This is a genomic window from Mesorhizobium sp. M1143 (genome assembly GCF_040318435.1).
Taxonomy (GTDB): domain Bacteria; phylum Pseudomonadota; class Alphaproteobacteria; order Rhizobiales; family Rhizobiaceae; genus Mesorhizobium.
This window is the reverse complement of the sequence record NZ_JAMYMJ010000010.1, coordinates 111,294-137,190: the sequence shown is the minus strand read 5'-3', so window position 1 is coordinate 137,190 and position 25,897 is coordinate 111,294. Positions and strand designations below refer to the sequence as shown.

At 63.2% G+C, this 25,897-nt stretch carries 20 protein-coding genes; 10 read left to right on the top strand and 10 right to left on the bottom strand.

Annotated elements, in window-relative coordinates:
• Window positions 1-169: 169 nt before the first annotated feature.
• From NKH35_RS10975 to NKH35_RS10950, 6 genes are all read right to left on the bottom strand, one after another.
• A complete protein-coding gene (locus tag NKH35_RS10975; RefSeq protein WP_352914457.1) occupies window positions 170-1,411 on the bottom strand; it encodes an ABC transporter substrate-binding protein in 1,242 nt (413 codons plus the stop codon).
• A 69-nt stretch (window positions 1,412-1,480) separates the two neighbouring features.
• A complete protein-coding gene (locus NKH35_RS10970) occupies window positions 1,481-2,539 on the bottom strand; it encodes a LacI family DNA-binding transcriptional regulator (protein ID WP_352914454.1) in 1,059 nt (352 codons plus the stop codon).
• Between the two features lie 300 nt (window positions 2,540-2,839).
• A complete protein-coding gene (locus NKH35_RS10965; RefSeq protein ID WP_023739236.1) occupies window positions 2,840-4,558 on the bottom strand; it encodes a response regulator receiver domain in 1,719 nt (572 codons plus the stop codon).
• Complete coding sequence (locus NKH35_RS10960) at window positions 4,548-7,541, bottom strand: ATP-binding protein (RefSeq protein ID WP_023739235.1); 2,994 nt, start codon at window positions 7,539-7,541, stop codon at window positions 4,548-4,550. Before NKH35_RS10960 ends, NKH35_RS10965 begins: the two co-directional genes overlap by 11 nt.
• A 105-nt stretch (window positions 7,542-7,646) precedes the next feature.
• On the bottom strand, window positions 7,647-9,224 hold the full coding sequence (locus tag NKH35_RS10955; RefSeq protein WP_196813875.1) for a DNA cytosine methyltransferase: 1,578 nt from the start codon (window positions 9,222-9,224) through the stop codon (window positions 7,647-7,649).
• A gap of 20 nt (window positions 9,225-9,244) precedes the next feature.
• A complete protein-coding gene (locus NKH35_RS10950) occupies window positions 9,245-10,138 on the bottom strand; it encodes a LysR family transcriptional regulator (protein WP_023739233.1) in 894 nt (297 codons plus the stop codon).
• Window positions 10,139-10,285: 147 nt separating this feature from the next.
• On the opposite strand from NKH35_RS10950, the gene NKH35_RS10945 reads away from it, so the two are divergent.
• The 10 genes from NKH35_RS10945 to NKH35_RS10900 all read left to right on the top strand — a co-directional run bounded on the left by NKH35_RS10945 (window position 10,286) and on the right by NKH35_RS10900 (window position 21,268).
• Complete coding sequence (locus NKH35_RS10945) at window positions 10,286-11,476, top strand: MFS transporter (RefSeq protein WP_031253308.1); 1,191 nt, start codon at window positions 10,286-10,288, stop codon at window positions 11,474-11,476.
• Window positions 11,473-11,943: a cyclophilin-like fold protein gene (locus NKH35_RS10940; RefSeq protein ID WP_023739231.1), complete on the top strand. Its 471-nt coding sequence runs from the start codon at window positions 11,473-11,475 to the stop codon at window positions 11,941-11,943. Before NKH35_RS10945 ends, NKH35_RS10940 begins: the two co-directional genes overlap by 4 nt.
• A gap of 19 nt (window positions 11,944-11,962) precedes the next feature.
• Entirely contained in the window at window positions 11,963-12,358 is a 396-nt protein-coding gene (locus NKH35_RS10935; RefSeq protein ID WP_023739230.1) for a (R)-mandelonitrile lyase, read from the top strand.
• Between the two features lie 22 nt (window positions 12,359-12,380).
• The gene (locus NKH35_RS10930) at window positions 12,381-13,397 is read left to right on the top strand and encodes a zinc-dependent alcohol dehydrogenase family protein (RefSeq protein ID WP_023739229.1); all 1,017 of its coding nucleotides are present in this window, start codon (window positions 12,381-12,383) and stop codon (window positions 13,395-13,397) included.
• 59 nt (window positions 13,398-13,456) lie between these two features.
• The gene (locus NKH35_RS10925) at window positions 13,457-13,891 is read left to right on the top strand and encodes a lipocalin-like domain-containing protein (RefSeq protein ID WP_023753752.1); all 435 of its coding nucleotides are present in this window, start codon (window positions 13,457-13,459) and stop codon (window positions 13,889-13,891) included.
• A gap of 38 nt (window positions 13,892-13,929) precedes the next feature.
• Window positions 13,930-15,102 (top strand): arabinose transporter, encoded by a 1,173-nt coding sequence (locus NKH35_RS10920; RefSeq protein ID WP_352914448.1) that lies wholly within the window; start codon window positions 13,930-13,932, stop codon window positions 15,100-15,102.
• A gap of 304 nt (window positions 15,103-15,406) precedes the next feature.
• On the top strand, window positions 15,407-19,495 hold the full coding sequence (locus tag NKH35_RS10915; RefSeq protein ID WP_352914445.1) for a Pls/PosA family non-ribosomal peptide synthetase: 4,089 nt from the start codon (window positions 15,407-15,409) through the stop codon (window positions 19,493-19,495).
• Window positions 19,495-19,953, top strand: coding sequence for a GNAT family N-acetyltransferase (locus NKH35_RS10910; RefSeq protein ID WP_031199606.1), 459 nt, complete (start codon window positions 19,495-19,497; stop codon window positions 19,951-19,953). The genes NKH35_RS10915 and NKH35_RS10910 overlap by 1 nt, the downstream gene beginning before the upstream one ends.
• Window positions 19,950-20,618, top strand: a complete 669-nt coding sequence (locus NKH35_RS10905; RefSeq protein ID WP_352914441.1) for a 4'-phosphopantetheinyl transferase family protein — start codon at window positions 19,950-19,952, stop codon at window positions 20,616-20,618. The genes NKH35_RS10910 and NKH35_RS10905 overlap by 4 nt, the downstream gene beginning before the upstream one ends.
• A 113-nt stretch (window positions 20,619-20,731) precedes the next feature.
• Complete coding sequence (locus tag NKH35_RS10900; RefSeq protein ID WP_023697685.1) at window positions 20,732-21,268, top strand: dihydrofolate reductase family protein; 537 nt, start codon at window positions 20,732-20,734, stop codon at window positions 21,266-21,268.
• A gap of 167 nt (window positions 21,269-21,435) precedes the next feature.
• Here the strand turns inward: NKH35_RS10900 and NKH35_RS10895 are convergent, their stop codons facing one another.
• From NKH35_RS10895 to rsmD, 4 genes are all read right to left on the bottom strand, one after another.
• Window positions 21,436-22,296, bottom strand: coding sequence for a patatin-like phospholipase family protein (locus NKH35_RS10895; RefSeq protein WP_023694766.1), 861 nt, complete (start codon window positions 22,294-22,296; stop codon window positions 21,436-21,438).
• Window positions 22,293-23,669 (bottom strand): M16 family metallopeptidase, encoded by a 1,377-nt coding sequence (locus tag NKH35_RS10890; protein WP_352914437.1) that lies wholly within the window; start codon window positions 23,667-23,669, stop codon window positions 22,293-22,295. Before NKH35_RS10890 ends, NKH35_RS10895 begins: the two co-directional genes overlap by 4 nt.
• A 188-nt stretch (window positions 23,670-23,857) precedes the next feature.
• Window positions 23,858-25,213, bottom strand: a complete 1,356-nt coding sequence (locus NKH35_RS10885) for a M16 family metallopeptidase (RefSeq protein WP_352914435.1) — start codon at window positions 25,211-25,213, stop codon at window positions 23,858-23,860.
• A 96-nt stretch (window positions 25,214-25,309) separates the two neighbouring features.
• Window positions 25,310-25,864: a 16S rRNA (guanine(966)-N(2))-methyltransferase RsmD gene (rsmD, locus tag NKH35_RS10880; protein WP_023671544.1), complete on the bottom strand. Its 555-nt coding sequence runs from the start codon at window positions 25,862-25,864 to the stop codon at window positions 25,310-25,312.
• Between the last annotated feature and the right edge of the window lie 33 nt (window positions 25,865-25,897).

The window sequence follows — 25,897 nt, the reverse complement described above, 5'->3', positions numbered from 1 at the left end:
GCGGGGGGCCGGCGCCCCCCCCCCCCCCGCGGGGGGGGGCCCGCCCCCCGGGCCGGGGGGGGGGGCCGCCGCGCAGTGCGCCGACGAAACAGAACGTCGAGCACTGCCGGAACGACCCCACCCGGACCTGCGGTCCGACCTCCCCTCGAGGGGGAGGTAGGGGCGGCGCTTACTTTTGCGGCGCCTGGTCGATGATCGACTGCATGGTCTCTTGTGCATTGGCGATGGCGCCGTCGACGTCGTCGCCGAAGACGACCTCGTTGATCATCTGCGTCCACGGACCGTTGGCCGAGTTGATCAGGTCGTTGAACACCACGGAATAGGGCGTGCGGCCCTTGGCCATGGCTTCGGCGGCGATCTGGTAGCGCGGATCGAGATCTTTCAGCGCCTCCTTGGCGATGTCGCCGCGCACCGGCAGGCTGCCGTACTTGGCCAGGATGGTCTGGCCTTCGAGCGAATAGGCGAAGTCGAGAAACTCCTTCACCACGGCGAGCTTCTTGGTGCCCTTGGTGACGACGAAATTGTCGCCGCCGGCAAACGAAGACCAGCCGCTGTCCTTGCCCGGCAGAAAGGTGACGCCATAGTCGATATCCGGATACTGCGTGTTGAGCGCGCCGATGGCGAACGCGCCGGACGGCGAAATGCCGATATTGCCGGTGGCGAAGGCGGCAAAGAAATTGGCGCCGGTGTCGGTCTGCGCGCCGGCCGGCACCAGATCCTTCTTGACCATCGAGCGGTAGAGGTCGATGGCGCCGCGCAGCTGCGGGCTGTCCAGCGTCGCCTTCGAGCCGTCCTCGGAGAGGATGTCGCCGCCCGAGGCCCAGATCAGCGGCGTGAAGGTGAAGATGTTGCAGCCGCCGCAATTGCCGGAGAAATAAAAGCCCTTGATGTCGCCGCCAAGCGCGTTGACCTTTTCGGCATCGGCCTCGATCTCGGCCCAGTTGGCCGGCCCCTTGTCGGGGTCGAGACCCGCCTCCTTGAACAATTTCTTGTTCCAGATCAGCACCGAGGCATCGGCCGAGAACGGCAGCCCGTAGATGTGGTCCTTATAGGTGCCGGTCTTGACGTGCGCCGGCGACAGGCTGGCGAAATAGGGCAGCGATTTCGCCCAGTCGGTGATGTCTTCGAGCTGGCCGGCGGCGGCAAAGGACGGCGTGTAGATCAGGTCGAGCGACAGCGCGTCGGGCGCCGTGCCGCCGGCGGCGGCGGCGCCATATTTCGGGATGATCTCGGCATTGGGAATGATGTCGAGCTTGACCTGGTTCTCATGGCCCTTGTTGAAGGCGTCGACGATGCGCGGCATGAAGTTCGAGCCGTCGGCGCGAACCCAGATGTTGGCGGTGTCGGCGGCCATCGCAGGCAAGGCAATGATGCTCGCGGCGAGCGCGAACCCGGTAATCACGGTCTTCATGGTTTTCCTCCTCATGGTTCTGTTCTCCTCCCTGTTGCGGCGCTCTCCCAGATCGCGCCGCGCGTTCTCCTAGCCGTCCGGCGGGCGGCCGCATGACTGACGCACCACCAGCCGGCACGGCAGTTTTCGAATGCCCGGCGCGGCGGGTTCGCCACCGACGAGCGAAAGCAGTGTGAGGCCGGCCTCGCGGCCGAGCGCTGCCAGGTTCATGTCGACCGAGGTCAGCGGCGGGCGGGTCGCCTCGGCCACGATCTCCCAATTGTCGAAGCCGATGACGCCGACATCGCCAGGCACGCCAAGGCCACGCTCGCGCAGCGCATCGATGACGCCGCGCGCGATCTGGTCGTTGCCGCAGAACACGGCGTCGGGTTTCTCTCCCTTCTTGTTGAAGAGCGTTGGGCCGTCGAACAGCTTTCCGACGGCTTCATGCCCCCAGGCTTCCGACCACGAGCCGAGCAAGGGCTCGGTGACCGGCAGGCCGTGTGCGGCCAGCACATCGCGAAAAGCCTGCGCCCGTTCATGCACCACGGCAAAACTGGCGGGACCGCTGACATGGGCGATGCGCCGCCGCCCGAGGCGGCAAAAATGCTCGACCGCCAGCCGCGCCCCGCCGGCATCGTCGGAGACGAAGGCGATGGCATCGGGATCGGGCTGGCTGAAGGCGTAGATGACGGGCACGCCGAGATTGGCGAGGTCGACCGGCAAATGGCGGTCGATGCGCTTGCCGCTGGCGATGATGCCGTCGATGCGCTTGTCCAGCATCGCCTCGACATGCAGCTGCGCCAGCCGCGGATCGTCCTCGACATTGCACATGAACACCGACACACCGGCATCGACCAGCGCATCCGAAATGCCCGACATGACCGGCAGCGAAAAGCGGCCATAGGTATCATTGGTCAGCAAGCCGACGGTAAAGGAACGCCGCCGAAGCAGGCTCTGCGCCAGGCTGTTGGGGCGAAAGCCCAGACGCTGCGCCGTCTCGCGAATGCGCTGGCGCGTCTCGGCAGTCATCCGCCCCTGCCCGTTCAGCGCCTTCGACGCCGTGGCTACGCTGACGCCCGCCATCGCCGCGACTTCACGCAGGGTGACGGGGGTCTTGGCGGGTGCTGGCGACGTTTCGGAGGGCATTGGTCGGGTGTAAGTCCTCGGTTGGGAAAAGGTTTTCTCTTACTGGGCTGTGGCGTGTCGACATAGTGATCGACGGGCACTGCGAGGTTTGGGAAAAGGTTTTCTCAAAGGGAGATTAGGATGAGAATTTGGGGATGGCAAGGGGGTGTTGCGCGATCCACGAGGTGGCTCGATATAATCACTTTGCGCCAAAAGCGCATTGGACGACCAAATGCCGGAGCAGACCGACTGCTATTCGCCCGCGAAAATTGATATCGATCGTTTAACTTTGCGAAGTCTGGTCGCGGATTGGTCGGAAGGTCAGGCAGGTCCTTGTAGCCTCAGCCATTCCGATCCGTTGAGTGCTACTCGGTTGAACTTCCCGACAAGAAGGGTAGTGAAGTGCTGGTTTTCCGGCTGTCGAAGCTCAGCGACGAATTCCCAGAATACGTTGTCGACCGATGTGAATCGCAGCTTCTTACCATTCTTCTTGACTGTGACAACCTTGCGCGTCGTATCCGGGGCAAAGCTCATCATCACCAAATCGCGGGGGAGTCTGTTCATTCTAAAAGGCTTGTCGACACCATCCACACGCAGAAGAAGGTCGAACTTCTTCTCGTCTAGAACGAGCGTACAGAAGGGAAACGCCGTGGTCTCGGTCAAGCGCACGGCGTCGCATCCAGGTTGCACGCACAAGAGGTACTTTTCGCGTCTATTCGCCCCTTTCCCTGTAATCGAACGAACCAGGACGCCGCCGGTTAGATGGATCGCATCCTTGGCGAGCCTTCGTTGCCCGTCCGCCTCGCGCACGAATGAACCCATTCGCGCAAAGGCCGACATCGATGCCTTAGCGTGATCGTCGTCCTGGAAGAACTGCTCCTGGAGCTTGATCAGATCCTCACGTGTCAGTGGCACCATTTGGCTATCGAGACCGATCTTCACAAGCTTCCCTAGCGAGTTAGCCGTCGTTGAGATGGTGGCCTTTCCATTCTGGGGCGCGACGACCACGCCCTCGTAGAGCCTTTGCGGATCATTGTATTTTTTTACGGTCAAGGTTGCCGCCGGCGTGCGGGCGCTGAGTGCGTGGACTGCCCCGAGAGGACCAAGGATTTCCTTCGTGATGCCCCGATCTAGTATCGAGCAGGAAAACTCGGATGTGAGCAGCGACGTCATCATGTCCTCTGCATCGCTCGGCGACCCAATACCCGCACGCTGGGCAAGATAGGCGGAGTCGAGCGAAACATCGAAGACTGAAAGGAGGTGGTGCGTATCGTCTCGAACCGCCCCTATGCCCTTTAATGCGAACGACTGAAGCAACCCCTTTGCCAGGAACGAGTATTGTTCCAGGACAAACGCTGGCAGCTTCTCCCAGGAAATCGGGCGCGCGCCTGCACCTGTCAACTCGTCCTCCGGTTTCACGGCGCGCGGCTTGTTGGCGAAGGTGATCAGCACATTCTTGCCCGCCAAAGCGCGCCCCTCGTCGTGCGATACGAGATCAGTCAACCCCTGTCCCTGCAGATGCATCAGGAGTTTCGCGCATTCTCCGTCGATACCGCGTTCGCCTGTGTAGACTACCACAAGCCTCAATCGTCCGCCGACACCTTCGTCATCCTTGATGAGTCTTGTGATCAGCTCCCGGGCGGGGCCGGTGTCCTTCGGACGCAGCTGCCAGTCGACGATTGTTGCGTCGACATAGCGAGCAGCATTGAGCGCTGTCTCCACAACACCGGGGTCGTCGTTGGCGGGAAAGTAGAAACCACACGTAATGCGCCGGCTGGCAAAGCCATTGGTGACAGGCTGAACCCAAAGCCGATGTGACTCCTTAGCCGCAGGTTCGGCGGCGGCTGGTGGTTCACCGATTTCTGCCGGCAGCGGAACGGCTTCTCCTTGGTTGGCGCCATACGCAGCCGACTTTGCCACCATTGCAGGCTCACCAGTGGGAGCCTTGGCGATAGCGGGTTCGTTGTCGATAAGTATGGCAGTTCGAACGAAGGATTCGACTGCTGCCTGACGCAAGGCGCCGATCGACTTATGCTTCATCACTCTCTGAAATCTCCCCCTCATTCCGGCGTATTCTAAACACCGGCCGCTCGCTCACCCCAGCATTGAGCAATTCCAGTTCGCAACCGATCTTTCGCAGGGCGTCCCTAGAAATCGCAAGCCCCATCCCTCGGCCACCCGGCTTCGTACTTACGCCGAACTCGAAGATTCGTTCTTCCATGCGCAGTGGAATGCCTGGTCCGCTATTGCTGAAGAGCCATCCTCGATCATCCGCATCCAAGACGACGTCCGCTTCGTCGCCTTGAGCGGTGCCAATCCAGTAGATCGCATTATCGACTAGGTTCAGCGCCGCACCCATGAGCGTGGGTAGGGTGCCCTTGATCACGAATTTCCGAAACGCATCCGTGACAACCAGCCGGGTCTTGGTCTGCTCGAAACGGGATCCAAGCGCCTCGTTAATGTACTTCTCCACGGCGGTGCCGGCAATGTCCGAACTACGACCATGGCGGCGACGACTCAACGGTTCGAACAGCACGAGGTAGTCGCTGATCTCGCCATAGTATGACACGATATCATCGTAGATCGGCCGCAGTGCTGCCGTTCCACTTGCCCACGGCTTGAGTCGTTCGATGCTTTGCCTGAGCCCAGAAGCGACGTTATCGAATTCATGGCCGAGAATGCCAATGGCCGACCCTGCCTGCGCCATATCCGTGTACAAGTCCAAGCGGTCCTGAAGCTCGACATTTCGACGCTCTAACGCGGCTGCCGTTTCTTCCAGATCATCGCTTCTGGTAACTGCTTCGGCAACCGCAGTCAGTTGGTCGCGGACGCCTGACAGCAGCTCGCGGCCGGCCTCCAGACGTCTGTCGAGCTCCCTCTCGATCTCGCGTTGACGCTCGTGTGCCTCGGGCTCGGGTAAGTGATCCAAGTTGGTACGGCTCAATGCGGCGACCAGCGACTCGACGTCGCGCTGAAACGCAGCGATTTCATCCTGCACCGCGTCACGGACAGCGCGATCGACCTTGACCATCGCGTTCTCGGCCTCCTTACGAAGCTTTCGAACTTCAGCAAGTGAGGCGTCGCGCTCACGGCCGAATATCTCGACGGCCCTGCGCTGCCGATCGACGGCAAGCGCTCGGGTGCTTCGAAATTGCTCGAGCGTCGCCACACCCTCGGCGCGCGCAGGCTCGAAGAGATTTTCCTGCATGTTCCCAGCCGCCCGTTCATACGATCGCCAGGCGGCTTCAACGCTTTTAGATGGGGCCAGACCGCGTGGGCGGGTAACCGCAGTCATAGCGCGAAGACGGGCCAGATCGCCGAGAAAATCCGCTTCCATCTCGAGCAGATCCTGTGCGGCGACCTCGCTATCAGTTCGGTCGAACGTACCCAGACGTTCACGCAGAGCTCGCAGCAACTCCGCAACGCTCTGCGCCGGCTCCCCGGCTTCGATCGAAGACAGGGCAGCCGTCAAGTCAGCTGTGAACTTGGCCTTGCGCCCACTGACCGAAGCCTCGCGGCGTTTAAGGCGCTCGTAGTCGGTCTTGATCCGCCCGCGTTCTTGTCGAAAATCGTCACCAAGGTCTGCCCCAGGTTTGAAGTAGTCGATCGCCAGTTGCCGGAAGAAGTTCTCCAGTATTTCGCGAAACTGGCGATATGGCCGGTTCTCCCTGAACCCTTCTCGACCGGCTTTCTCTACGAGACTAGCATTCTCGTCGAATGAGATGTCGACCCAACCGATCATTCTCCGATACGAGAAAAACCAGTCCTTCGCCGCCAGCGTGCGCCTCTGTTCGATATTGAGAAAGTCGTAGTCCGAGTTGCCGTACGGCAGTACCCGAATTCCATCACGATAAATGTAGAGGCCGCCCAGCCTATTGAGTTTATCGTACATCGTGCTGTGCAGATCCCGAGGTAGCTGGCTCTCGTCTTGGAGACCCATCAGATAACCGAGCTTAAGTCGGAAGGGGCCGCAATCGGTTGGTCGTCCCAAAGCCTTGGGCCAGCTTAAAACGTACGGTTCCCGCTGACCGCGATACAGCTGAATGGTGCCCGTGAACTGTCCGAACTCATCGAACCGCCCGTCAAAGTGATGATCGAGCGATACAAATTCGTCGACGGTAAAGAACGATTTGGCTCCGATCAGCTCAGCGAAACGACCATCGGCGTGGTGATCCCGGAACTCTGCGACGAAATCGGCGTCGTCACCGGCCAATGTATTTCCGAATCCAAGGAGCAATCGCTCAAAAGGCGACGACCCCCAAGTTCCTTTGCTATCAATGTCCGCATCTAGGATCGGATCGACATGAGCCACGATGAAATGGGTGCCGTGCCCATTGCCCGCGAGCGAAAGGTCCATCCGACCCTCACGGACAGCGGCAGCGGCCAGCCAATCGGATAGGCCCCGAGGATCGACCAACGCCATAGCATCGAGCGCTTTGACGTGGACCTCGCGTAGAGGGTTGTCGGACAGGATGCGGTCCACGACTTTCCGAAGCTCGGACACGAGCTCTTGCAAATCGGCCCTAGTCGGAAGATAACCGCCAGGATAGGTACGTATCGGTATCTCGATCGCAGACAGATCGATTGCCGGAACCTCAAACAGCCCCCAGTGCACCAGAGCAACGGTCAGTTCATCCTTAACCGCATAGGTCGGGTCTTGCCGGGTCATTACGAAAACGATCGAGCCGATAGCCGCGATCGCCAATCGGCCAATCCCCTTCTCACCCAGGATCTTGCGGGGCTTCAATCCTCTAGGCCCAGGCATCTGCTGGCCGAGATTGACGCCCACCTTGCTTTCGGTCCCGAGAGTAAGCCACTTGCTGACGAAGTCTTGCCCGCTCATGCCATTGCCGTCGTCCCTCAAGACGAGCTGGCGTTGTCCCCGAAAGTAGTCCACCTCTACCCGACGGGCATAGGCGTCGTGGGCATTCTTGAAAAGTTCGTGCAACGCCGTCGGAATGCCAGCGATCTGTTGCCTGCCTAAGAGATCGACGGCCCTGGCCCGAACGGCGAAGCTAACCATGGTCGAGCCACACGGCTTTTCGTGGGCGCAAGCATCGGTGGGCATTACGATACTTGGGGTCTCGCGCAGCCGGTCTTAACATGCCTGCAACCGGACGGGTTGACCTCATCGCTTCGTGGCCATCAGAGCCGCCTTGAACGCAGGAACAAACGCTCCGACCATGTCAGGCGGAACAGCATTGCCTATCTGGGCTGCAATTTGTGACGTATTCCCGATGAACGAATAGTCGTCTGGGAAGCTTTGAAGGCGTGCCGCTTCACGAAGCGTGATCGCCCGATCCTGCTCGGGATGGGCGTAACGCCCTCTGGTCACGTCGGTACAACCCGTCGTCAGGGTGGGGGCTACATCTGACCACGCCATGCGACCGTAGACGTCGGAAAATTCATGCTTCTTTTTGCCCACGTGGCAGCGCAGCTCCAAATGGGCGGGCAGACTGCTGCGGCTTCCGCCATCCTTGGGAATTCTGCGCAGCCGCTCTATTGCGATCGGCAAATGCATTCTCGCACGATGCAATGGATCCCGCGTGCTTGCCTCGCCGGCGCCCAGAGCATCCAGATCAGCAATTGCCTGCATGACGGTCTTTGGAGGTACCCGAACGTCGCTGCGCACGAAGGCATCAACTGCAGCCTGCTTCTTTGCGGCAAACATTATGCACCGGCGCCGGCGTTGAGGCACACCGTAGTCCGCCGCGTCGCGCACCATTGGTTTGGAAAGAGCATAGCCGAGATAGGACAGCTTGTTGCGAACCTCGTCGAGGACGCATCGGTAAGCCGCTGATGCGAGGCCGGGGACGTTCTCAAAGAAGATCATGTCCGAGTCGAGCCGCTCGGCGACGGCAAGCGCTCTGACGATCAGCTGCTCTCGGTCGTCCTTGCCACGAAACCTGTTCTGGCTGCTAAACGGCTGGCAAGGTGCGCAAATCACCAGCAGATTGATATGTTGGGTTCCCACCTTCGTGACGATCCGATCGATCGTGGCATCTTCCTCGATATTCCCTTCGATGAACTTCGTCTTAGGGTGGTTGGCACGATAGGTGGCAGACGCCGTGGGGTCGTTGTCGCAAGCGGCTACGACCTTCCAGCGAGCACTTCGCAGCCCCTGCGACACGCCGCCCGAACCACAGAAAATATCAACAGCAGTTGGCATCGGTCGCTTCTGGTCCCCCGTGCGACTTACAATACATACCGAAAGTAAAGAAGAAAGTGGTTCCTGCGGCCACCAACATCTACGGCACCCGCCGCTCCCGCGCACCGGCTGGGGCGGCGAGTTGCTCAAGCTAGGGACTCGATCCTTATACTTACCGCCACTGCTTCCCGCAACGGGGGCGTCCGCTGGCCTTCGTTGGAAATGGCGACAAGCATTTTTCTCCTGCTCGTCCTTCGTATCTTCATCAAATCGAGCAGGTGCCGTTTCGGCACCAAAGACAAGTAAGGTGTGCCCCCCGCAAGAACCAACGGGCGGCGAGCTGATGCCCGCCCAGACACACTCCAGAAACAAAATTGAACAGTTCGGAAAAACCGGCGAAAAGATCGGGTGGCATAAGCTTCCCAGTCGGGATTCCGGATTCTTCCTTTTTGGACCACCAACAAAATCGCAGCGGCGGCGCAGTGCCTGCTGCAGCGGCGGCATGAACAGCCGGGCGATGCCCAGGTAGAACCTGCCATTTGCCAAGCTCAGCTTCATGACCCAAACAGTCTCCGGCGTCAGATGCGATGGCGGAGCGCGTCAATGATCACCGCCATCGCGGGCGAAAGCTGTCGCCTGCTCGGATAGTAGAGGTGATAGCCGGCAAATGGCGGGCTCCAGTCGTCAAGCACGAGCCTGAGGCGTCCCTCGGCGATGTGGTGGCTGACGAGGTTTTCCGGGACGTAGGCGATCCCGAAACCGCTTGTCGCAGCCTCGATCATGGGAATGGACGAATTGAAGGTGAGTTGGCCTTCCACCCGCACACGAAGGTCGCGGCCATCCCTGGCGAATTCCCAGGCATACAATCCGCCGAACGTCGCCTGCCGCATATTGATGCAGTCATGATCGACCAGGTCCTGGGGCGCGCTCGGAACCGGATGGCGGGAAAAGTAGTCCGGCGAAGCCACGGCCACGAGCCTCCAATCCGGCCCGATGCGCACTGCGATCATATCCCTGTCGATGCTCTCGCCAAGCCGCACGCCTGCGTCGAAGCGCTCCTCCACAATGTTCTTCATGCCGTTGTCGCTGTAGAGCTCGACGCGCACGTCGGGATTGTCGCTGAGCAAGGGCTGGAGCTTCGGCCAGACGGTCGTCTGGAGCGCATGGTCGGACAGGGTGATACGGACCGTTCCGGAGGGCTTGTCGCGGAAGGCCACCAGGCTTGCGAGGTCGGATTCGATTTCCTCGAAGCGGGGAACGAGAGATTGGAAAAGTCGCTCGCCGGCCTCGGTCGGAGAGACGCTCCGCGTCGTACGCGTCAGCAGGCGGACGCCAAGACGAGCTTCAAGCTCCTTGATTGTCGAACTCAGGGTCGACTGCGAGGTTCCGAGCTTTGCCGCCGCCCTGGTGAAACTGCGCTCCCGGGCGACCGCCACGAACCAGAGCAGATCCTTCATGCCATCGCGCTGCATAGGGCACCTCCCATCGGACATTCATATCATGAGCAGATAAGTCCATGCGGATTGCTTAGTCTACTTAAATGGGTTCCCCTGCAATATCTTCTGGCAGCGACGGGAATTTGCGGCTGATCCGTCCGGCGCTTTGCCAGGATGCCAATCATGGAAACCACATACGACACAAGGCTTGTTGAAAACCGCGCCGCATGGGGCGCGGTGTTGTCGATGGCGCTATGTGTTTTCGTGCTCATCGCATCGGAATTCATGCCGGTCAGCCTGCTGTCGCCGCTAGCGGCCGATCTCGGCATCACCGAGGGCCGCGCGGGACAGGCGATCTCGATTTCGGGCGCTTTCGCCGTCGTGACCAGCCTGCTGGTCGCCGGCCTCACGCGCCACATCGACCGCCGACTGGTCGTGACCGGCTTCACCCTCCTCCTCATCGTGTCCGGTCTGGCTGTCACCTTCGCGCCGAACTACGCGTTGCTCATGGTCGGCCGGGCGCTGCTCGGCATCGCGATCGGCGGGTTCTGGTCGATGTCGACCGCGATCGTCATGCGCCTCGTGCCGCAAGACATGGTTCCGAAGGGTCTCGCCATGCTGAACGCCGGCAATGCCATTGCGGCTACCATCGCCGCGCCGCTGGGCAGTTTTCTCGGCGCCTATGTCGGCTGGCGCGGCGCTTTCTTCCTCGTCGTGCCGTTTGGTCTCCTGGCGCTGGCCTGGCAGTGGACAAGCCTGCCGGCGCTGCCGCCGCGCCGCAGGAAGCGTGCCGGCAATCCGCTGGCGCTGCTCGGCCGTCTTCCTGTCGCTACCGGCATGGCGTCGATCATGATGCTGTTCATGGGCCAGTTCGCGCTCTTCACCTATCTGCGGCCCTTCCTCGAGAACGTCACGCGGCTCGACATCGCCGCCCTCTCGGCGGTCTTGCTGGCGATGGGGCTGGCCGGGGTGCTCGGCACATGGTGCGTCGGCCGGCTTTTGCGCACGCGTCTGTTCAGCATCCTCACCGTCATCCCGCTGGTCATGGCTGCGCTGGCCGCCGCGCTCATCGCCTTCGGTGCACTCCCGGGTCCCACAGCGCTGCTGCTCGTTGCCTGGGGCTTCTTCGGCATGGCCGCGCCGGTTGGTTGGGGCACGTGGCTCAGCCGAACATTGCCGAACGACGCGGAGGCCGGCGGCGGGTTGCAGGTAGCCGTCATCCAGCTCGCCATCACCGGCGGCGCCGCGATCGGCGGCACGCTGTTCGATACGGTCGGCTGGTGGGGACCGTTCACCCTGGGCGCGGTGCTGCTCTGCGGATCGGCGCTCGCCGCCCTTGCCGCAGCGCATATGGCCCGGAGGTCTTTGCCATGACGATCGAACATGCGCCGCTCAGTCGCCGGACATTGCTCGGCGCCGCGCTCGCGGCGGCGGCCCTGCCTCGCACAGCCGCCGGCCAGGAAGGCCAATCTCCCGTCAGCCAGGAGCCCACCGACATGAAGATCAGGATGGTTTTCAACGGCCGCATCATGACCGCCACGCTCTACGACAATCCCTCGGCGCGCGACTTCTTCTCCATGCTGCCGCTCGACGTCGAGACCGAGGACTACGCCCACAACGAGAAGATCGCCTATCTGCCGCGCAAGCTGACCGAGGAGGGAAGCGGTCCGTTCGCCGACGAGCAGCCCTATGACCTGTGCTATTTCATGCCCTGGGGCAACCTGGCCATGTTCTACGCCGACTACCGCCATCCCGGGCTGATCAGGCTTGGCCGCTTCGACGAGGGCGAGCAGGCCCTGCACATTCGCGGCAAATTCCCGCTTCGCGTCGAGCGCATTTGAGGACGCAAAGGAGATCACCATGGACATTCTTCGCGCCGGCACCAGGCCTTCCGGCAAGGGACCGCCTGACTGGTTCACCGGAACGGTGCGGATCGATCCGCTCTTCAATCCCTTCGACGCCGAGCGGGTTCAAGGCGCACAGGTGACCTTCGAGCCCGGCGCCCGCACCGCCTGGCACACGCATCCGCTCGGCCAGACGCTGATCGTCGTCTCCGGCCTCGGCCGCGTGCAGCGCGAGGGTGGCCCGGTCGAGGAAATCCGTCCGGGCGACGTCGTCTGGTTCGCGCCCGGCGAAAAGCACTGGCACGGCGCGTCGCCTCAGACCGCCATGACCCACATCGCCCTCCAGGAGGTCAAGGACGGCAAGGTCGTGGACTGGCTGGAACATGTCAGCGACGCCGACTACGGCGCCTGATCTCTCCTCGAAAGGAACCAACATGCTTGCAACCGTTCTTCACAAACCGGGCGACATACGCTGCGAGGAAATCGCCGATCCGAAAATCATGCGGCCGACGGACGCCATCATCAAGCTGTCGGCAAGCTGCATCTGCGGCTCGGACCTGTGGCCCTATCGCGGGCTGCAGCCGGTCGCCGGGCCGATGCATATGGGCCACGAATATTGCGGCATCGTCGTCGAAGTCGGCGCAGAGGTGCGCACGGTCCGCCCCGGCCAGTTCGTCGTCGGCTCGTTCTGCCTCTCGGACAACACCTGCCCGCATTGCCGCTTCGGCTTCCAGTCGTCTTGCGTGCAGCGCGAGTTCATGTCGGGCGCGCAGGCGCCTTACGCCCGCGTGCCGTTGGCCGATGGCACACTGGTCGCCACCGCCGAGGTGCCGCCGGCCGAACTCATCCCTGACCTGCTGGCTGTGTCCGATGTGCTCGGCACCGGCTGGTACGCGGCCGACGCAGCCGAGGTCCGCGAAGGATCGACGGTGGTGGTGGTCGGCGACGGTGCGGTAGGCCTGATGGGCGTGCTTGCGGCCAAGGAGATAGGCGCCGAGCGCATCATCGCCATGAGCCGGCACGCCAGCCGCCAAAAACTCGCCCGCGAGTTCGGCGCGACCGACATCGTCGCTGAGCGCGGCGAGGAAGGCGTGGCCCGCATCAAGGAACTCACCAAGGGCGTCGGCGCGGACTCCGTGCTGGAATGCGTCGGCACGGGAGAATCCTTCGACCAGGCGCTGGCCTGCTCCCGCCCCGGCGGCACCATCGGCTATGTCGGCGTGCCGCATGGCGTGAACTTCGACGGCCAAAAACTATTCTTCGGCCAGAAACGCATGCTGGGCGGCCCGGCGCCGGTGCGCCGCTTCCTGCCCGACCTGATGGACCGTGTGCTGCAAGGTCGGATCAAGCCCGGCAAGGTCTTCGACCTCAAGCTGCCGTTGGCCGAGGTCGCTGAAGGCTACCGCGCCATGGACGAACGTCGCGCCATCAAGGTCATGCTTTCGGTGTGAAGCAAAGATCGGGCGGACGGCCTGTACGCACCCACAACTCAGAAAAGGAACAACGACATATGACTATGAGATTGAAGATTGCCGCCCTTGCGCTTGCGCTTTCGGTCGCCACGCCGGCTTTCTCGCAAGAGTCCGCGATCATCGGCGCATGGCGCATGATTTCGCTCGAGGCCGGCGCCGAGGGAAACCTCAAGCCCGTGCCATATTCCGGCCAGGTCATCTTCACCGAGGCCGGCACCCTCTCGGTGCAGGCGCAGAACCCCGACCCCAAGGCGCCGGACACGCCTTACACGGCGAATGGCTACGAAGCCTATTACGGGCCGGTCGCCATCAACGACAAGGACAAGACCTTCGTCATCACGATCGAGTCCTCCCTGGTCCGCAACCTTGTCGGCAAGAGCATGAAACGCAAATTCGAGGTCTCGGACAACAAACTGGTCCTCACGCCTGACAACCCGGCCGAAGGCTGGCGCGTGACCTACGAACGCTACTGATCCGAACAGTTGGGCTGCCGATGACCAGGATGGCGCGGATGTCAGACCGAAATGGCGTCATGGCGGAACTGGCGCCGATCATGGCGGCTGTCTTCGCCGGCTTCCTGCTGATCGGCCTGGCGCTACCCGTCCTGCCGCTGCATCTTCACCAGCAGCTTGGCTTCGGCCCCTTCGCAGTGGGACTGGTGACGGGCAGCCAGTTCGTCGCCTCGATGCTGTCGCGCATCGGGGCTGGCAACTATGCCGATGGGCGCGGCGGCAAGCGCGCCGTCGTCGTCGGCCTCATTGCCGCTACCCTTGCCGGGCTATTTTACCTCGGCTCGCTGGCATTGCTCGACCGGCCGGTAGCGTCCGCATCGGCGCTGTTCGCCGGACGGGCGGTGCTGGGCGCGTCCGAGAGCTTCATCATCACCGGCGGCGTCGCCTGGGGCCTCTCCGTTGCGGGCGGACAGAACTCCGGAAAAGTCATAGCCTGGGTGGGCACGGCGATGTTTGCGGCGCTCGCGCTAGGCGCGCCGGTCGGATCTGCGCTTTATGCAGCAAGCGGTTTCACCGCGATCGCGCTCGCGACGATCGTCCTGCCGCTGGCGACGCTGCTTGCCATCCTGCCGATGCGCGGCACCAGCGCCGCCGCGGGCAGCGTGCCGCAGTCATGGAGGAGCGTGGCGAAAGCGGTCTGGCTTCCTGGCGTCGGAGCTGCTTTCAGCAGCCTCGGCTATGGTGCTATTCTGGGCTTCGGCGCCCTGCTCTTCGCCGAGCGGGGCTGGCAGCCGGTATGGCTTCCCTTCACGGCCTATGCCGCGTCGCTGATCGTGGCAAGGCTGTGCTTCGGCCACCTGCCCGACAGGCTTGGGGGCGCACGCGTCGCTGTGATCTTCGTCGCGGTCGAGGCGGCAGGGCTGATGCTGATCTGGCTTGCGACCGGGCCTGTTGTCGCCGCGATCGGAGCGGGTCTGACTGGCCTCGGCTACTCGCTGGTCTATCCCGGCCTCGGCGCCGAGGCCGTAGGCCGTCTTCCGTCGCGCAGCCGCGGCCTGGCAATGGGACTCTACACCGTCTTCCTCGACGTGGCGCTCGGCTTCGGCAGTCCGGCGCTCGGCTTGGTCGCCGCGTCGACCGGGCTGCAATTCGTCTTCTTCGCCGTCGCGGCGGCGACGCTTCCGGCGTTGGGCATCGCTCTGCTGCTGGGTCGCCGTAGCGCTCCATTATAGACAGCTCGCCGACGCCGTCCGCATGAGGTTCGCTCATAGTCTCTTTCCGGGTTGCCACCAACGCTGAAGCCCTCCCCCGCAAGGTGCAGCGAGCGGCCGGCCAAGCTCCCCGCCCAGACACACTCCAGAAACAAAATTCAACAGTTCGGAAAAACCGGCGAAAAGATCGGGTGGCATAAGCTTCCCGGTCGGGATTCCGGGCACTTCCTTTTTGGAAGCCCTCCACCAACAAAATCGCAGCGGCGGCACAAGCCTGTTCCGGCGGCGGCATGAACAGCCGGGCAATGCCCCAGGACGAGAGAGTATGGACATGGACTACGATATCGCCGGGCTGGACAGCGACGCGGCAACACCGATCGGCGGCCTGCCAGGCATCGATGCGCTGGCACGGATCGCTCGCGGCCCGGCAAGGAACGGCCCGGTCCTGACGGGCGCCGACTTTGCCCGGCAGCCGGGTAAGCGGCTCGATGCGGTCTTCGAGCAGCTCGCCGTCACCTTCGCCGCGTTGCCGGCGGTGATCTCCGACGGGCGCGTCTGGACGTATCAGGAGCTGAACAGCCGTGCCAACCAGTGCGCCCGCATGCTGATCAAGCACGGCGTGCGGCCGGGCCACCGGGTCGGGCTCATTCTCGACCGGTCGGCGGAGACCTATGTGGCGTTGCTGGCGGTGATGAAGGCGGGGGCTGCCTTCGTGCCGCTAGCCACCGCGTTTCCGCAGGAGCGGATGGCGCTGATCATCGAAGACGCCGCCGTCAGCATGATCGTCACCATCGCCGCCTATGCGTCGCGCGCCGGTCAACTGCCCGTTCCCCATGTGCTGATCGACAGCGCCGCCGCCGAAATCTCCGCACAGTCGCCCGCGCCGCTGAAGCAGCAGGCGACCGACGACATTTGCTACATCCTCTATACCTCGGGCACCACCGGCAAGCCCAAGGGCGTGGTCATCACGCACCAGAGTTTCGTCAATTTCATACACGTCGCGGCCGCCTCCTATGGCTACCGGCCGGGCGACCGGGTCTATCAGGGCATGACCATTGCCTTCGACTTTTCCTCCGAAGAGATCTGGGTGCCGTTCGTCGCCGGCGCGACGGTGGTGCCGGCACCTGGCCAGATGCCGCTGGTGGGCGAGGAACTGGCGGATTTCCTGCGCCTCCATGACATCACCTGCATGGCCTGCAGCCCGACATTGTTGTCATCGATGACATCGGACGTTCCCAGCCTGCGCACGCTTCTGGTGGGCGGCGAGGCCTGCCCGCACAATCTGGTGGTGCGCTGGTCGAAGCCGGGCCGGCAGATCCTCAACACCTACGGGCCGACTGAGGCGACCGTCACCGCAACGATGGGGGCGCTGACGCCGGACCGTCCGGTGACCATCGGCGCTCCGTTGCCGACCTACTCGATCGTCATTCTGGACGCTTCGCTGCCGCAACTTGCCGAGCCCGGTGAACTGGGCGAGATCGGCATTGCCGGCATCGGGCTCGCCGTCGGTTATCTGAACCGGCCGGACCTGACCGACCAGAAATTCATCGCCGATTTCGTCGGCCTGCCGAACAACCCGTCGCAGCGCATCTACCGCACCGGCGATCTTGGCCGGATCAACGATAGCGGCGAGATCGAGTATGCCGGGCGCATCGACACGCAGGTGAAGATTCGCGGCTATCGCATCGAGCTCGGCGAGATCGAGGCGGTGCTGCTCGACCAGCCCGAGATCGCCCAGGCCGCCGTCACCACCTGGGAGATCGAACCCGGTCGCGTCGAACTGGTTGCCTATTACGCGCTTAAAACCGGCGTAGCGGCGATTTCCCGAGGGGATCTCGCCCAGACGATGAAGCGGCGGCTGCCCGACTACATGGTGCCCGCCTATCTGGAGGAGCTGCCTGCCATCCCGATGACCGTCTCCAACAAGGTAGACCTGCGCCAGCTGCCGAAGCCGACGAGCGTCCGGCTTTCGGCCGATCGCACGATGGTGCCGCCCGGCAATGAGGACGAGCGATTCCTGGCGGAAGCGCTGGCCACGGTGCTGAAATTCGACGCGGTGTCGGTCGAGGATCACTTCTTCGACGATCTCGGCGCCAACTCCTTGCTGATGGCGCATTTCTGCGCGCGCGTGCGCACTAGGAAGGAATGGGCGACGACGTCGATGCGCGACATCTATCTCTATCCCACGGTGGCGCGCCTGGCGCTGCATCTGGGGGTAGCGGAGGAGATGACGACGGCAACCAACGAGCCGGTCCTCACCCGCCGGGCCTCGAATGTCGCCTACTGGACCTGCGGCGCGGCGCAGCTTTCGTTCTACGGCCTCTACAGCTACGTGGCCCTCTGGGCGATCAATGACGGCCTCAACTGGATGTATGACGCGCTCGACGATCCGCTGCAGCTCTATATCCGGTGCGTGGCGCTCTCGGCCGCCGTGTTCTTCGGCATGTCGGGCTTTGCAGTCCTGGCGAAATGGGTGCTCATCGGCCGCTGGAAGGCCGAGGCGTTTCCGATCTGGGGCGTGCGCTACTTCCGCTTCTGGGTGGTCAAGACGTTGATCCGCACCGCACCCGTCGTGCTGTTCCGCGGCAGCCCGCTCTACAGCCTCTATCTGCAGCTGCTCGGCACCAAACTCGGGAAAAACGCCGTCATCGAATCGAAGTCCGTGCCCGTCTGCACGGATCTTATTTCCATCGGCGCCAACACCATCCTGCGCAAGGAATCGATGATCCTCGGCTTCAGGGCCCAGTCCGGTTATATCCACACCGGGCCGCTGACCATCGGCCGCGATGCCTTCGTCGGCGTCGGCTCCACGCTCGACATCGACACCAGGATCGGCAACGGCGCCCAGCTCGGCCATTCGTCCTCGCTGCATCGCGGGCAAAGCATTCCCGACGGCGAGCACTGGCATGGATCGCCGGCGGTGCCGACCACGGCGGACTATTGCAAGGTGCGCAATGTCAATCCTTACCAGGTCCGGCGCTTCCTCTATGAAGCGCTGCAGCTGGTCGGCCTGTTTGGCCTCGTCACCCCGCTGCCGCTCCTGTTCCACAGCTACTGGGAATATGTCGGCGACGACTATCAGGAGACGATCGGCCTTGTCGCAATCGGCACCACGGTCACGCTTTTCGGCTATATCGCGGCGGCTTTCCTGGCAGCGACGCTGGTGCCGCGCCTGACGAGCCTGATCTTGAAGCCGGGCCGCACCTACACGCTTTACGGTTTCCGCTACTGGCTGCAGACCGTCGCCGAATTCGCCAGCAATTCCCGCGTGCTCGGGCTCCTGGCCGGCGACAGCTCGGCGATCGTGCACTACATGCGCGCCATCGGCTGGAACCTCAACAGAGTGGTGCAGACCGGTTCCAATTTCGGCTCCAACCAGCAGCACGAAAACCCGCTTCTGTGCGAGATCGGCACCGAGACCATGGTGTCGGACGGGCTGTTCATGATCAACATGCACAAGTCCGCCTCGGCCTTCAGGCTCGAGCCGACGCGCATCGGCGAGCGCAACTATCTCGGCAACAACATCTATTATCCGCCGGACGGGCGCACGGGCGACAACGTCCTGCTCGGCACCAAGGTGATGATCCCCATCGACGGGCCGTTGCGCGAGAATGTCGGCCTTCTCGGTTCGCCCGCCTTTGAAATCCCGCGCATGGTGAACCGCGACAAGGAGCTTATCGCGGGCGTCGACGAGGCAGACCGGCGCCGGCGCATCCCGTTCAAGAACCGCCACAACCTGGTGACCATTCTTCTGTTCCTGGCAACGCAATGGGTCATGCTGTTCGTCACGCTGGCGATCTGGGACCGGGCGCTGAACTACTATACGGAATGGGCGGAGGTGGCGCTGTTCGCCGCCGTCATCTTGACCTCGGCGATCACCATTCCGTTCTACATTCTGGTCGAGCGGGCAAGTCTTGGTTTCCGCGGCTTGAAGCCGCAGATGACGACCATCTACGACGTCGCCTTCTGGCGCCACGAGCGCCACTGGAAGCTGGCGGATTCGCCCATCGTGCGCCTGTTCGCCGGCACGCCGTTCCGGCCGATGATCCTGCGCCTGCTCGGCGTCAAGGTCGGCAGCCGGGTCTATGACGGCGGCAGCAATTTGACCGAGCGTTCGCTGGTCGAGATCGGCGACGACGTCACGCTCAACGAGGGCTGCGTGATCCAGGCCCATTCGCTGGAAGAAGGCGCGTTCAAGTCCGATTTCATCCGCATCTGCGATGGCTGCACGCTCGGGCCTTCCGCCTTTGTCCACTACGGCGTGGTGATGGGCAAAGGCTCGATGGTCGACGCGGACTCCTTCGTGATGAAGGGCGAAGAGCTGGAGCCCAACTCGATCTGGCGGGGCAACCCGGCCAAGCTGCATCGCTTCGTCGAGCCGCTGCCGGAGGATAGCGTCAAGGCAACGGCTTGATGGGCGCAGACGTCCGTCTCGTTTCGGTGACTGCGGCCAACCGGGCCCTGGTCGCGGCTCTGGAACTGGCCGCGGATCAGATCGATTTTGTCGCCAGCAATGCGGAGTCGCTGGACGAAGCCGAAACCGACGGGGACGCACGGCCGCGCGTCGTCATGGCAGGGGATCGCGTCGTCGGTTTCCTGATGTATGAGGCGCCAGAGGACGACGACGAGGCGCGGATCTACCGCTTCATGATCGATCGCGTCCATCAGGGCCAAGGCTACGGCAAGGCCGCTTTGCGCGAAGTGCTGGATGAAATCATGCGGCTCGGCCACATCAGCCACGTTTCGATCTGCTACGAACCTGGGAATGAAGCGGCACGCCGCCTCTATCGCGCTGCCGGTTTCGTCGAAGAAGGGCCCGACGAGGACGGGGAAATGATCGCCGACCTCGCTCTGCGGGGCGAACAGCCATGACGCGCCCGCTCGATGCCGGCGCCAGCCTGTCGGCGCAGTTGCTGGCGGCGATGGCCGCCATGGCACCCGCCGGCGTTCGGATCGGATGCCGCACGATCCGCGAAGGCGATGAGAACCATTTGCTGCCGCAGGAAGCACGCTCCATCCCGTCACGCCTGCCGCTGATGCGGCGGGCGAGTGGCGCGGCGCGGTGGATCGCGCACGAGTTGCTGGCGGATATGGGCTTGAACGACGTCGCTATCCTCCGCGGCTCCTCCGGCGCACCGGTATGGCCTCATGGAGTAACGGGGTCGCTGGCTCACGACGACGAGATGGCCGTGGCGGCCGTCGCGCCGCTCTCCCACGTCGCCTCGCTCGGCATCGATATCGAGCCCGCTTTGCCCCTGCCCGACGACATCTTCGCGCTGGTTGCAGCCCCCGCTGACCGGATCGACGCAACCGACCCGTATCTTGCCGGTCGCATCCTTTTTGCCGCCAAGGAAGCTGTCTACAAGGCCGCCTACCCGCTTGATGGCGAAGTGCTGGGCTATGAGGACATCACCGTCGATCTCGACGCAAGCGACGCTGTGACGAAGACGGGCCGCAGAGCGAGACTGGTTTACTGCGTTGCTCCGTGTGTGGTCGTTCTGGCGTTTGTCGATGGTGTCCGAAGCGCCCCCCTTTAAGCGCGATGGGCCAGCGCCCGACAGCAACGCCTGCTCAACAAAGCGCTTTTTTTTCGCAGAGCGGTCGCAAAAGGCTCACACGGTTCGTCCTTTGACAGAAGAAGGAGAGCGCCATGAGAAACCTTATTATCACCGAGTTCATCAGCATCGATGGCATCGCCGAGGTCGAGAAGCTGCCCAGCGTGACCTGGAACGATGAGATGCAAAGGTTCAAGGAGGACGAGCTTGCCGACAGCGGGGCCATGCTTCTGGGGCGCACGACCTACGAGATTTTTGCCGGCTCTTGGCCCAAGGAAACCGGAGACTTCGCCGACCGGTTCAATGCGCTGCCGAAATATGTCGCGTCGACAAGCCCGAAGGCACTCGACTGGAAACCGGCCGAGTTGCTGAAGGGTGTGTTGCCGGAAGCGGTTCGGGCGCTGAAGCAAGGCAGCGGCGGCAACATCTATGTGCATGGCAGCCTGAGCGTCGCGCGGGAATTGCTGCGCCATGGTCTGGTCGATCGCGTCAGGCTGCTGAGCTACCCTGGCTCCGTCGGGGAGGGCAAGAAGCTGTTCCCGCCCGATATGCCGGTGGCGTTGGAGCCGATCTCGACCGTACAGTTCAGCAATGGCGTGGTGGCGCTGGAATATGCGGCTGGGAGGGTGTGAGACGCTGGTGGGTAATCTCCCCTTGAGGGGAGATGTCGCCGAAGGCGACAGAGGCGGTCGGTCCGTCCTGACGCAACCTCCTATCGACCGTAGGAGGTCGAGCTTCACGCGAGACGACCCCCTCTGGTCCGCCGGCCATCTCCCCCTCGAGGGGGGAGATCGGCAACTCACCCTGCTTTCTTCCCCCGCTTGCCCTTGGCATGCGCCTCGACCACTCTTTCCACCTCGCGCTTCAGTTCGTCCTTGACCTCCTGCGTCTCGGCCAGCAGCGTGTCGATCTTCATGAAATCGAGCACGCGGTATTTTGACACTGGCGGGCGGATCAGTATGTCGGGGGGGCGCTGGTTCAGCTTGTGGGCGATGATCGACTGCATCATCAATTGCGTGGCGCCGTACATCAGATCGACGGTGGTCGGGTGCTTGCGCTCGGCCTCGCTCGGCGCACCGACGACGTCGATCGCGATGATGATGTCGGCGGCGTCTTCGATGAGGTCGAACGGCACCGGATTGTAGATGCCGCCGTCGATCAGCACGCGGTCGTCGCGCGTCACCGGGCGGAACACGGCGGGAATGGCAGCCGAGGCGGCGAGCGCCGAATGCAGGTCGCCCTCGTCGAAGACGGCCAGCTTGTGACCGAAATAGTCCGTCGCCGTCACCTTGAGCGGGATCATCAGCTCGGCGAAGGTTTCCGGGATGGCTTCCGGCAGGAACGCCTTCAAGATGCGCTCTATGTTGAACTGGCTGACGCGGATGCCGCCCTGCATCGCCTCGGCGATGGTGCCGGGACGCGAGCGCCACATGCGCGCCGCCACCTCGGCGCGGCGGCCGAGGATCGAGCGGGCGTAGTCCTCGATGTCCTTTCCGCTCATGCCCGAGGCCATGCCGGCGCCCATGATGGCGCCGATCGAGGAGCCGGCGATGGCCACGGGCTTGATGCCGAGCTCGTCCAGCGCCTCGACGATGTGGATATGGGCGAGGCCGCGCGCGCCGCCGCCGCCAAAGGCGATACCGAAAGTCGGACCTGTCATTTGGACTCCAGCTTCGGCCCGATGCTCATGATCGCGGGCGCCGGCGTCAGCAGCTTCTTCGCCGCTGCCTTGACCTGATCGAGCGTCACGCCGTTGATGAGCGCCGCGCGGCGCTGCACGTAGTCGATGCCGAGATTGTCGAGCTGCAATTCCACCAGGGTCGCGGCAATGGCGCTGGAAGAATCCAGATTGCTGATAGCATAGGAGCCGACCATGTATTTCTTGGTCGCGTCCAGCTCGGCCTCGGTCGGCCCCTCCTGCGCCATCTTCTTGACCACCTCCTTGACGATGGCGAGCGTCTCGGCGGCGCGGTCGGAACGCGTCGCCGTGGTGATGATCAGCGCATTGGAATGCTGGTGGTCGACCAGGTTGGAATCGACGGAGTAGGCCAAGCCGCGCTTTTCCCGCACCTCGTCATAGAGGCGCGAGGTGAAGGTGCCGCCGCCGAGAATCTGGTTCATCAGCACCGCGGGGAAGAAATCCGGCGCATCGCGCTTCACACCGGGGTAGGCAAACTGCAGCGAGGTCTGCGGCAGGTCGTAGTCGACCTCGAGCTGCTGGCCGAGCTTCAGCTCGGTATCGGCAACCGGTTGCAGCACCTGCTTTTCCGGCAGATCGCCGAAGACCTCATCGAGCTTCCGTTTCAGCGTCGCGGCATCTATGTCGCCGACCACCGCAACATGCAGGCCGCTGCGGGCGAAATTGGCCTTGTGGAAGGCAGCCAGATCCGCTGCCGTGATGGTGGCGATGCTGTCCTTGGTGCCCTGGTCGGGCCTGGAATACGGATGTTCGCCATAGATCGCGCGCAGCCATTTGGTTTGCGCGACGGTGTTGGGGTCACGCTCATTGGCGATGATGCCGGACAGGATCTGGGCGCGGATGCGGTCGATCGGCGCCTGGTCGAAGCGCGGGCTGGTGACCGCCAGCCTGAGCAGGTCGAAGGCCGCATCCTTCTGCTCGGCCAGCATCCGCATCGCGCCATAGGTGCCGTCGCGCGCCGCTTCGAAGCCCATCTCTGCGCCGGCATCGTCAAGCTTGATCTGGAAGGCCTCGCTGTCGAGGTCGCCGGCGCCCTCGTCGAACAGGCCGGTCATCAGATTGACCAACCCTTCCCGCCCCGCCGGATCCTGCGTCGAGCCGCCATCGAAGACGAAGCGGATGGCGATGATCGGAATGGAGTGGTCCTCGACCAGCCAGGCATTGACGCCCTTTGACGAGGTCACCGGTTGGATGTCCATCGCGTGCGCGGCAAGCGCCGGCAGGATGAGGAAGAAGATGCCGAGGAACAGTGTGGCGAGGGCGTGGAGAACCGCGATGCGCCTATCAGCAATCGCATCAGGCCATTGATCGCCAAGGTCAGCTCCGCCCCTCATCGCGCTGCCGGGCACTTCTCCCCGTATAGTGACGGGGAGAAGGGGTCTCGCCGCGACGCTGGCGCTCTTCTTACGACGCTGATGGTTGGCGAAATCGACGATGACAGCGCCCCTCTCCCCGTCACTATAGGGGGAGAGGATGCCGGCAGGCAGGTGAGGGGCAGCGCTAACGCTCAATCTCGTCATCATCAATTCCCAGCCTGTTGCTGCGGCAAGAGATAGCCGGTCGTCGTACGGTCGAGCAGCAGATAGCGTGCGGCGACCGCCTTGATCTCATCGGCGGTGACCTTGCGAATGCGGTCCGGCCATTCCTCGATATCCCTGACGTTGCCGCCGGTGGCGAGCTCGGCGCCGTAGAGATTGGCCATCTCGTCCTGCTTGTCGCGGGCGAAGATCATGGCCCTGATATAGCGGGCCTTGGCCTTCTCCAGCTCGTCGGCGGTGACGCCGTCCTTGACGATGCGGGCGATCTCGGCCTCGACGGCCGCCTCGACGTCGCTCAGCTTGGCGTCGCCGCGCGGCGCGCCATAGACGGTGAAATTGGTGGCGTCGAGCATCGTACCCTGGAAGAAGGCGCCGGTCGCCGATGCGATGCCTTGCTTGACCACGAGTTGCTGGTAGAGCCTGCTGCGGCTGCCGCCGCCAAGGATCTCTCCCAGCAGGTCGAGCGCCTCGGCCTCGCCGGGTTTTGCCGTGTGGTAGGACGGAACCACCCATTGCGTCGAAAAGCTCGGCACCGAAACGCGCCCATCGGTGAGCGTCACCGTCCGCTTGGTGTTCTGCTCCGGCTCGACCGGGCGGATGCGCGGGGGCAGGTCGGGACCGCGCGCGACCTTGCCATAGGTTTTTTCAGCCAGCGCCTTCACGACCTCCGGCTCGACATCGCCGGCCACGATCAGCACCGCATTGTTGGGCCGGTAGTATTTGTCATAGAAGGCAACCGCATCGGTGCGGTTCAACTGCTCCATCTCCTGCATCCAGCCGATCACCGGAATGCGGTAGGGCTGGTTCTGCCAGAGCGTCGCGTCGACCTCTTCGTCGAGCACCGCCTGCGGATTGCTGTCGATGCGCGAGCGGCGCTCTTCCAGGATCACGTCGCGCTCGGTCTTGATGACCTCGTCGGTCAAGATGAGGTTGCGCATGCGATCGGCCTCGAAGCTCATCATCTCACCGAGTGCCGAGGGCGCCACCGTCTCGTGGAAGGCAGTGTAGTCATAGGAGGTGAAGGCGTTGTTGGAGCCGCCGATGGCCGATATGGCGCGGTCGAACTCGCCCGCGGCGTGGTTGGTCGTGGCCTTGAACATCAGGTGTTCGAAGAAGTGCGCTATGCCGGACTTGCCTGGCGGCTCGTCGGCGCTGCCGATCTTGTACCACACCATATGGGTGACGATGGGGGCGCGGTGATCGGGAATGACCACCACCTCCATGCCATTGTCGAGCAGGAAGTTGGCCACCTTGCCATCGTCCGCGGCCAGGGCCGGGCCGGCCATGGTCAGCGCGGTGGCGAGCAAGGCTCTCCGCAGCCATTCAGTATGAGATCTCATTGATGGCTCCGGTTGTTATCGCGCGACGATAGGCAAGGTTAGCCGCGGAGGCAAAGTGAATTGTGCGTCATTTTGAAGGCGCCGGTCGCTCCACCCTTACGCAAGCTCGATGAACCGGACCACCGTCTCGCCGTAGTTTCGTTCATCAACCACCGAGAATTCCGGCCCAATCTCGAAGGGCGCCGAGGCGGCTTCCTCGACCACGCACAGCGCGCCTGGCAGCAGCCAGCCGCCATCCCTGGCCGAGCGCAGGGCGCGCTCGCCAAGGCCCTTGCCATAGGGCGGATCGGCGAAGACCAGGCCGAATGCCGCAAGCGTACCGGCCTCACCCAGGGCGGTCGCGTCGCGGCGGAAGATCTTGGTGCGGCCGGTAAGGCCAAAAGCTTCGACATTGGTGCGGATCAGGCCGCGCCCTTCGGCCGATTCTTCGATAAAGACGCCATAGGAAGCGCCGCGCGACAGCGCTTCGAGGCCGAGAGCGCCGGTGCCGGCGAAAAGGTCGAGCACACGCGCGCCGTCGAGCTTGTCGGCAAAGCGGTGCGCCAACACGTTGAAGACGGCCTCGCGGGCGCGGTCGGTCGTCGGGCGGATGGCATGGTCGCGCGGCGTCGCCAGCGGACGCCCGCGAAATTGGCCGCCGACGATTCTCATTTATGCCCGGGTCTCATTTAAGGCCGGATCTCA